Below are 9,819 nucleotides of genomic sequence, written 5' to 3'. Positions count from 1 at the left end.
ATTTGATAAAATACCTAATTCATCCTTTGATTCATAATTAATAGTAATATCAAAGTCACCATCAGCCATTTTATTTGCAGCTATTTCTATTTCTTCAATTGGTTGCTTTAATTTCTTTGTAATATACAGACATATAACTACTCCTGCTACTATAGAAAATGCACTCAGCGCTGTAGAAATAAACCTTGCTTTTGATGCTGTATCATGTACGTTTTTATTAAATTGAATACCATTAGCTTCTGCCTCTTCAGTAAAATCTATCATAATCTCTGATATGTTACCAAATGCTTCACCCCATGCACTAGTATCTATATCAGATATCTTACCACTAAAACTTTTTTCCTTTGCAATTTCATACATTTTTCCGTATTCTTGTCTTAGCGTAGCTGCCAAGCTTTCAAGATTATCAAGCGTTTTTTGATCTTCTACAGAATCACGAACTGTAGAAGCACTACGAATACTGCCAATTCTTTCATCAATATCATCAAAATCACTTAGAATTGTTGCTCTATATCCTTCTTGGTTATTTTCAAGGAATGTATTATTAATATTTCTTGCAATGTTAGCTAGATCTCTACGAATCCCCCAAGTTTGACTTGTTACCACATAAGGCCCAGTAAATAAATCCTCACTTAGTTTTTCTGCTTTTTTCAAATTAGATAGTGCATAAAAATTTGCAAAAGCTGTAAGCATCAATAAAATAATAAAAGATATACTTAGTTTTTTACCTATTTTTAAATTTTTCATATGTATTCCCCCCCGCAATTTTATTTGTTATGATTTCTGCTACATCATACAATATTTTTTCTATTGAAATAATCAACATTGAATTTTTCTTTAATGTCTAAACTCTAAATAAAACTCCATTTGAATTGTATATAGAGTTATATTACTTTAATATTTATAATTCGTATGATTAAATCATATATATTATACTTCGACACATCATCTCATAACTTTATATTTTTTTCTGAATTATAAGTCAATTACTATTTTTAGAGATTTAAGTTCTTTTAAAATCATATACTCTTTATAAGATTATAGTACTAGTGAACTTTCTTTAGCCCATGTTGATATTACTAATATCTTATTTTTATACAAATAAATAGATAGTTACTTTAAATTTTATATATTGTATTTTCTTTTGTTATAATTTTATTTATAAGATTTTAATTATAAAAAGATGATAAATATAATTAAATTAGACATTAAAAATGGAAGCTTAAAAGCTTCCATTTTTTTAATAATACTTTGTAAAGTAAGTTCATTGTATTATTCAGATTCATTCATCGTAAAATATTTAATTTCATTACTATGAAAATTTATATGTTTATGAGAACCATTTGTATCTTTTAATTTAAAGTTCTCAATAAGTGATTTCAGCATCTGTGCTTGTCCACTTAATTCTTCACTAGCAGCAGCACTTTCCTCTGATGTTGCAGAATTAGTTTGTACGACCTCTGAAATTTGTTCTACTCCTAATGTAACTTGAGCAATCGCACTAGCTTGTTCATCAGATGCTTTAGCTATGTCCTCAACTAATAAAATAGTTTTATTAGTTGTATCAATTATTTTTCGAAGTGACTGCGCTGTATAATCTACAATCTTAGTTCCGTTATCAACTGCTTTTATTGAATTTTCAATAAGTATAGCAGTATTTTTTGCAGCTTCTGCTGATTTAGCAGCAAGATTTCTTACCTCATCAGCAACAACAGCAAATCCTTTACCAGCAGATCCGGCTCTAGCAGCTTCTACAGCAGCATTCAATGCTAATATATTTGTTTGGAATGCAATATCATCTATTGTTTTTATAATTCTACCAATTTCAGTAGAAGTCAACGAAATTCCTTCCATAGCTTTAACCATTTGTTTCATTTGCTCATTACCAGCTTCAACTTCACGACCTGCGCTCAATGTTAAAACATTAGCTTCCCCCGCATTATTTGCAGTATCTTTAATTTTATTAGATATTTCTATAATAGTTGCAGATAACTCTTCAATTGCACTTGCTTGTTCAGTCGTACCTTGTGATAACATTTGCGATCCGCTTGCCACTTGATCTGATGCCGCCCCAACTTCTTCTGATGCTACATTTATTTGTGACATTGTTTCACTTAAATCATTAGTTATTCTAATCACTGATTTTTCAATATTTTTAAATATTCCTATATATTCTACTTCAGGTGCAACATCAAAATCACCCGATGCAACGTCTCCTAAAACACGAACTGTATCATTTATAATTTCCTTAGTTTTGTTACTCATTTGACGCATACTATTTGATAAATTACCTAATTCATCATCTGATTCATAATTAATAGTAATATCAAAGTCACCATCAGCCATTTTATTTGCAGCTATTTCTATTTCTTCAATTGGACGCTTTAAGCTCTTTGTAATATACAGACATATAACTACCCCTGATGCTATAGCAAATACACTCAACACTGTAGAAATAAACGTTGCTGTTGCTACTGTACTTTGTACGTCTTTATCAAATTTAGTACCGATAGTTTCTGCGTCTTCATTAAGAGCTATTGCATCTTCTGCACACTTATTATATGCTTGGCAATACTCACTACTACTATTTGTTGCCATTTCTTTTGCTGTTTTATAATCGCCTTGTTCTACAAGAGCGATAATTTTTTCGTATTGTTGTCTTAAATCAGCTATAGAATTTTCAAGATTATTAATTTTTGTTTCATCTCCTTCAAAACAGTCTCGAAGTGTTTTAATTCTTCCGTCAATGCTATTAAAATCTTCACTAGCAATAGTTTTATATTTTCCAAGATTGTCTACAAAAACTGCCCCCATAATATCGCCATCGATGGAAGCCACATCCCTACGAATTCCCATAGTTTCAGTTGTTGCTACGTAAGGTTTTTTAAATAATTCATGACTTAATTTTCCTGATTCTTTTAAATTAGATAGTGCATAAAAATTTGCAAACGCTGTAATCATTAACAAAACAATAAAAGATATACCTAGCTTTTTACCTATTTTTAAATTTTTCATATATATGCCTCCCCTATACTTTGATTTATTATGATTTTTGCTATATCATACAATAATTTTTTTCTATTTAAATAATAAATTTGAATAACCAATGTTGCGTTTTCCTTTACTCTCTAAGCTCTAGATAAAACTCCATTTAAATGTTATATATAGACCTATATTGTTTTAGTATTTATAATTTGTATGCTTAAATCATATATATTATATTTCGACATATAGTGCGATAACTTTATATTTTTTCATTAATTGTAAAATATTACCATAAATTTGGATTTAATTCTTTTAAAGTCATATATTCTTGACAACATGAGGTCACTTTTGAATTTTCTTAAATTTCTTCTAATTTCTTCATCCATAATTTTCATTAATTTTATAAAAATACTTTTATTTATAGTTTTGATTATAAGAAAAACAACCTCCAATTTAATAATTGAAGGTTGTGAGTAAATGTTATATTTTATTAATAGAAATTATTTAATTAATGTAATACTAAAATCTAAATCCGAACTATTTTTGTAACTATTTTTTAGATACTAATTGTAATTCTACAGGAATAAATTTATCAACTTTTTCCTTATTTATTATTTTAATTGCAGTTTCTATTCCTAAAGATCCTATTAATTTTGGTTGTTGAGCTACAGTTGCTGCCATTGTTCCTTCTTTAACAGCTTTTACAGCATCGTCAGTAGCATCAAATCCTACTATTATTACGTCTTTCATTCCTGCATCTGCTAAAGCTTTTTGAGCTCCTAAAGCCATTTCATCATTTTGTGCAAATACCGCTTTTATATCTTTATTACCTTGTAATATATTTTCCATTACAGATAATCCTTTAGTTCTATCAAAATCAGCAGTTTGTTTAGCTACTACCTTTAATTCACTTCCCTTTATACCTTCTTCAAATCCTTGCCCTCTATCTCTAGCTGCAGAAGATCCTGCTATTCCTTCAAGTTCTACTATATTACCTTTTCCACCTAATTGAGCTACTATATATTCTCCTGCCATCTTTCCACCAGCTATATTGTCTGAAGCTATATGTGTTTCAACTTTCCCACCATTTGCTGCTCTATCTAAAGTTACAACTGGTATAGATGCATTGTTTGCTATTTGAACAGTTGCTGCTGCTGAATCAGAGTCAACTGGGTTTAATAGCACTAAAGAAACACCTTTTGTACTTATATCCTCCATGTTTGATACTTCCTTCGCAGGATCATTTTGAGAATCAAGTACTACTAATTCATATCCTAACTCTTTTGCCTTAGCTTCTGCACCTTCTTTTAAATCTACAAAGAATGGATTGTTTAAAGTAGATACTACTAAACCTATTTTCTTAGTTTCTTTACTGGTTTCTTTACTGGTTTCTTTTGAAGAACATCCTGTTAATACTCCTAATGATAAAGCTAGTACCATTAGCATTGTCGTAATTTTTTTCATTTTAATTTCCTCCTTTTATAATGTGTTAATCATTTTTTCTATCTAAAAGAACAGCTATTAGTATAACTACTCCCTTAGCTATCATTTGGAAATATGATGATACATTTAATAAGTTAAGAGCATTACTTAATATACCTATTATTAAAGCTCCTACTATTGTACCAACTATTTTACCTTTACCACCAGTAAGACTTGTTCCCCCAAGTACTACTGCTGCTATTGCATCTAATTCATATCCACTACCTGCATTTGGTTGAGCTGAGAATAGTCTTGCTGTTATTATAATCCCTGCTATTGATGATAAAAGACCACTAACTGTATAAACAAACATTTTAACTTTATCTGTGTTTATACCAGATAACTTAGTTGATTCCTCATTTCCACCAAGAGCATAAGTGTATCTTCCTATCTTCGTTTGGTGTAGTACATAATAACATACTACAAATACTGCTATCATTATTAAAACTGGATTTGGTATTCCAAGTAGATTTCCTCCACCAATATTACTAAATGCTAAAGCTCCCTCACTACTTCCAAATGATATAGGCTTTCCATCTGTAAATACTAATGTAGCCCCTCTAAGCACTGTCATTGTTGCTAGTGTCGCTATAAATGGTTGTAATTTACCTTTACTTATTATAACACCATTTAAAAACCCTATACCGGTTCCAACTGTTAATGATAAAAGTACTACCACAAACATATTTTGACCTGATACTAAAAGACTTGCTGCCATAGCACCACTAAATCCAAGTATAGACCCAACAGATAAATCTATTCCTCCTGTTAATATAACAAAAGTCATACCTGCTGCTATAACTGCATTTATAGACGTTTGTCTAAGTACATTTAAAAGATTTGAGACTGTAAAAAATGAAGGACTAAGCACAGCTACTACAGCTATTAACGATATTAATCCTACTAGTGTTTTGTATTTTATAAGTAATTCCTTAAAATCTAGATTTTTCTTTTCAACTGCTATTTTGCTCATACTAATCACTCCCTTTTATACTTCTTTTGTGCCTACTGCACTCTTTAATATTATTTCTTGACTTGCTTCTTCTCTATTAAATTCTCCTGTTAATTTTCCTTCACTAAGTACTAATATTCTATCACTCATACCTAATATCTCAGGCATTTCAGAAGATATCATAATAACTGCTTTGCCTTCTTTTTTAAATTCATTTATTAAATCATATATTTCTTTTTTAGCACCTACATCAACGCCTCTTGTAGGTTCATCAAGAATTAATAATTTAGGATTAGTCATAAGAGCTTTACCTATGGCCACTTTTTGTTGATTACCACCGCTTAAATTCTTAATAATCTGATTTTCACTAGGAGTCTTTATATTCATTTTTTGTATATAATTTTTAACAACTTCTAGTTCTTTACTTTTATTAATAGAAATTCCTGATGACATATTATTTAATGATGATATACTCATATTTTCCTTAACAGATAATCCTAAAATTAGCCCATCACCTTTTCTATCTTCTGATACATAAGCAATTCCATTTTTAAGACCATCCTTAGAAGATTTATTTTCTATCTTCTTACCATCTACATAAATTTCTCCACTTTCTTTTTTAAAATATCCATATATAGTCTTAGCTAGTTCTGTTCTACCAGCTCCCATAAGTCCAGCTATTCCTACTATTTCTCCACTAGCTACATTAAAAGATATATCATGAATATATTGATTACTAAGATTTTTAACTTCTAAAACTACGTCTTTTATATCTACATCTTGTTTGGGAAATTGGTCGATTAGCTTTCTTCCAACCATCATTTCTATCATCATATCTTCATCTATATCACAAACGTTTTCCTGTCCTACATATTTTCCATCTCTTAAAACAGTTATATAATCGCATATCTTAAAAATTTCTTTTAATCTATGAGAGATATAAACTATAGATTTACCTTCATTTTTAAGTTCATTTATAACATTAAATAAACTTTCTGATTCCTTATCTGTTAAAGCATCTGTTGGCTCGTCCATTATTATTATCTTAGCATTTAAAGATAATGCTTTTGCTATTTCAACCATTTGTTGTTTACCGATACTTAAGTTACCCACTAATTCCTTAGAACTCGTAGTGATATTTAACTTTTCAAGTAATTCATCTGCATCTTTAAAAAGTTTGTTCCAATTTATTTTTCCAAAAGCTCCTTTTGGCTCTCTTCCTAAAAATATATTTTCACCTATAGTAAGGTCATGTATTAAATTTAACTCTTGATGTATTATAGCTATACCTTTTTCCTGAGCATCTTTAGGACCTTTTATATCTTCTAAATTACCTTTATAATAAATTTCTCCACCATTTTTTTTGTATACTCCACTTAATATTTTCATAAGTGTAGATTTACCTGCTCCATTTTCTCCCATAAGCCCCATAACTTTACCTTCGTAAAGCTCTAAGTTTACACCATCTAATGCCTTAACTCCAGGGAACTCTTTAATGATACCTTTCATTTGTAATATAGGTTGTTGCATAGTTTTCACTCCCCTTAAAATACTACACCAGATTTTAATATTACATTCGCATATGGAGTATATTCTCCAGTTCTAACTATTGCCTTAGATGACTTAGTTAAATTTTTAAATTCTTCATGAGAAACTGTAGTTATTTTTATATTTTCAAATCTTTTAACTATCTCTTTATATAAGTCATCACTAACTTGTTTTATCTCTGACGCTAATATTATTTCTTCTACTTGTAACTCTTTTAGCACACTATCTAATGTATCTAAAAAAGTTGGTAATCCTTTTTTAAGAGCTAAATCTATTCTTTGAACTTCACTAGGTATTGGAAGTCCGCTATCACATATTGTTATACTATCTGTATGACCCATCTTAGATATTACATAAGATATTTCACTATTTATTAATGCTGATTTTTTCATTTGTTATTACCTCCTAAAATTCAAAACATCTTGAATTGTTGGTAGTGATGTTTGTGCTCCTTCTTTCATAACACATAACGCTCCTACTTTTGATGCAAAATCCATGGCTTCTTCTATGCCTTTATCTTGTGAAAAAGCTACTGATAACGCTCCTGTATAACTATCTCCTGCTGCAGTTGTATCTAGCGCATCTACTTTATATGATTTTTTTAACTTCATGCTATCTTTATCTATATAAAGGCTGCCTTTAGAACCTAGTGTAACTATAAGTTGTTTTACACCCTTTTGTATCATAACATCTGCAGCTTTTTTAATATCATCTTCATTTTCTATTTTTACTCCACTTAATATTTCAAGCTCTGTTTCATTAGGAGTTAATAAATCTACATTTTTGATTATATCATCATCTAACTTAACAGCTGGAGCAGGATTTAATATTGTATATTTGCCTAATTTTTTAGATTCTTGTAATGCATATTTTATAGTATTTAATGGAGTTTCAAGTTGAACTACCACTATATCACTTTCTTTTATACCATCTATACACTTATCTATATCTTCTCTCAAAACTCTAAAGTTAGCACCTGGTGCTACTACTATAGAGTTTTCAGCATTTTTATCAACTGTTATCATTGCAACACCAGATGAACAATTTTCTATTTCTATATAATCAGTTTTTACATTATCTGTTTTAAGTGCATTTATTAAAGTTTGACCAAATCCATCATTTCCAACTTTGCCTATCATAGATACATCACCACCAAGTCTAGCTATTGCTACTGCTTGGTTAGCACCTTTTCCACCTGGAACTTCCTTGAAGTTTCCTCCTATTAAAGTTTGACCTTTCTTTGGCATTTCATCGACATTTACTACTAAGTCCATATTAAGGCTGCCTATAACACATATCTTTTTCATATATGATTCCCCTTTATATTTTAGATTAACAATTTTTTTCTTTAGATTTTGTTGAATTTCTTATTATAAGCTGCGGTTTAAATGTTACCGTACCAACAGATTCAATATCCTTATTTTTTAAATAATTTATAAGTATCTCACTAGCCCTTTGACCCATTTCATAAGCTGGCTGTCTTACTGTGGTAAGTGAAGGATGTATTAACTTTGCAGTTTGTATATCATCAAACCCTACAACACTTATATCTTGAGGTATGTTTAATCCTCTTTCTCTTAATGCTTGTACAACTCCTATTGCCATCAAATCATTGGCACAACATATAGCACTGTGTTTTATTTCATCCATATTTTTAATAAATTCATAAGCCCACTCATATTTGTACTGACCTTCAACTATGTCACATTCATTATGTTGTATGTTATTTTTTTCTAATGCTCTTATATATCCATTTAATCTTTCTTTACTTATTTCATTTTTTAAAGGTCCACTAAGATAAAGTATTTTTTCGTGGCCTTCATTTATAAGATGCTTAGTAGACTCATATGTGCCATTTTTATTGTCTACTTTTACTAATCCTTTAGCATTTGATATATCTATATTTTTATCTACTAACACCATTGGTATTTGTAGATTATTGTAGTCATTATCTTGGTTAGATGTATTTGACGATGGTGCAAATATTATCCCATCTACCATCTTTTCTATAAGCATTGAAACACATTCAGCTTCTCTTTCATAGTCTTCATCTGTGCTACAAAATATTATATTATATCCTTCTTTACGAGCATAATCCTCTGCTCCTCTTGATATATCTGTGAAAAAAGGATTTCGTATGTCTGGTATTAAAAGCCCTATTGTTTTAGTTCTTTTAGTTACTAACCCTTGAGCAAGTTTATTTGGAACATAATTTTGCTCTTTAATAATACTTATAATCTTCTCTTTAGTAGCTTTACTTATACTATCATCTTTATTGTTTATAACCTTTGAAACAGTTGTTTTTGATACACCTGCTAATTTAGCTATATCGTTTATCGTTACTGCCAAAATTACATCCCCTTTCATAAAGTAACCGGTTTAGGAAACCGTTTTACTTTACCGGTTACCTAAATAATATCATGCGCTAAAATATAATGCAAGTACTTTTTATAAAACGTTTTCTTACATTTAGATTTATGTAAATAAAATACAATCTCTTATAGACAATGATATATATTTGAACAATAAAAAAAGACCCGAAGGTCTTTTTTAAAACAATCTATATATTATAATACAGTTATGTTTTCTGCTTGAGGACCTCTAGCACCTTTAACTATATTAAAGCTTACTCTTTGTCCTTCTTCTAATGATTTGAATCCATCAGTTTGTATAGCTGAGAAATGTGCGAATACGTCATCTCCACCTTCTACTGATATAAATCCAAAACCTTTTTCATTGTTAAACCATTTTACTATTCCGTTAGTCATTTGTTAATTCTCCTTAACCTTCTTTACAAAGGATTTTATTTTTTATTTACTACATATATTAGTATACAACATATTCGAAATATT

General features: G+C 29.5%; 9 protein-coding genes. All 9 read right to left on the bottom strand.

Annotated elements, in window-relative coordinates; all coding sequences use genetic code 11:
- The coding region (locus AC11VW_RS09015; RefSeq protein WP_484301078.1) for a HAMP domain-containing protein at window positions 1-747 on the bottom strand (747 nt) is incomplete at its 3' end.
- A gap of 525 nt (window positions 748-1,272) precedes the next feature.
- Window positions 1,273-3,015: a methyl-accepting chemotaxis protein gene (locus AC11VW_RS09010; RefSeq protein WP_484301077.1), complete on the bottom strand. Its 1,743-nt coding sequence runs from the start codon at window positions 3,013-3,015 to the stop codon at window positions 1,273-1,275.
- 519 nt (window positions 3,016-3,534) lie between these two features.
- Complete coding sequence (gene rbsB, locus AC11VW_RS09005; RefSeq protein WP_484301076.1) at window positions 3,535-4,449, bottom strand: ribose ABC transporter substrate-binding protein RbsB; 915 nt, start codon at window positions 4,447-4,449, stop codon at window positions 3,535-3,537.
- Window positions 4,450-4,474: 25 nt separating this feature from the next.
- Window positions 4,475-5,440: a ribose ABC transporter permease gene (gene rbsC, locus AC11VW_RS09000; RefSeq protein ID WP_484301075.1), complete on the bottom strand. Its 966-nt coding sequence runs from the start codon at window positions 5,438-5,440 to the stop codon at window positions 4,475-4,477.
- A 15-nt stretch (window positions 5,441-5,455) separates the two neighbouring features.
- Window positions 5,456-6,949 (bottom strand): ribose ABC transporter ATP-binding protein RbsA, encoded by a 1,494-nt coding sequence (rbsA, locus tag AC11VW_RS08995; protein WP_484301074.1) that lies wholly within the window; start codon window positions 6,947-6,949, stop codon window positions 5,456-5,458.
- Between the two features lie 14 nt (window positions 6,950-6,963).
- Window positions 6,964-7,359, bottom strand: coding sequence for a D-ribose pyranase (rbsD, locus tag AC11VW_RS08990; RefSeq protein WP_484301073.1), 396 nt, complete (start codon window positions 7,357-7,359; stop codon window positions 6,964-6,966).
- Window positions 7,360-7,365: 6 nt separating this feature from the next.
- Complete coding sequence (gene rbsK, locus AC11VW_RS08985; protein WP_484301072.1) at window positions 7,366-8,274, bottom strand: ribokinase; 909 nt, start codon at window positions 8,272-8,274, stop codon at window positions 7,366-7,368.
- A 25-nt stretch (window positions 8,275-8,299) separates the two neighbouring features.
- Window positions 8,300-9,316 (bottom strand): LacI family DNA-binding transcriptional regulator, encoded by a 1,017-nt coding sequence (locus tag AC11VW_RS08980; protein WP_484301071.1) that lies wholly within the window; start codon window positions 9,314-9,316, stop codon window positions 8,300-8,302.
- A 218-nt stretch (window positions 9,317-9,534) separates the two neighbouring features.
- The gene (locus AC11VW_RS08975; RefSeq protein ID WP_484301070.1) at window positions 9,535-9,735 is read right to left on the bottom strand and encodes a cold-shock protein; all 201 of its coding nucleotides are present in this window, start codon (window positions 9,733-9,735) and stop codon (window positions 9,535-9,537) included.
- Between the last annotated feature and the right edge of the window lie 84 nt (window positions 9,736-9,819).

This window comes from Romboutsia sp., assembly GCF_056995035.1.
This window is presented reverse-complemented; position numbering and strand designations above follow the sequence as displayed.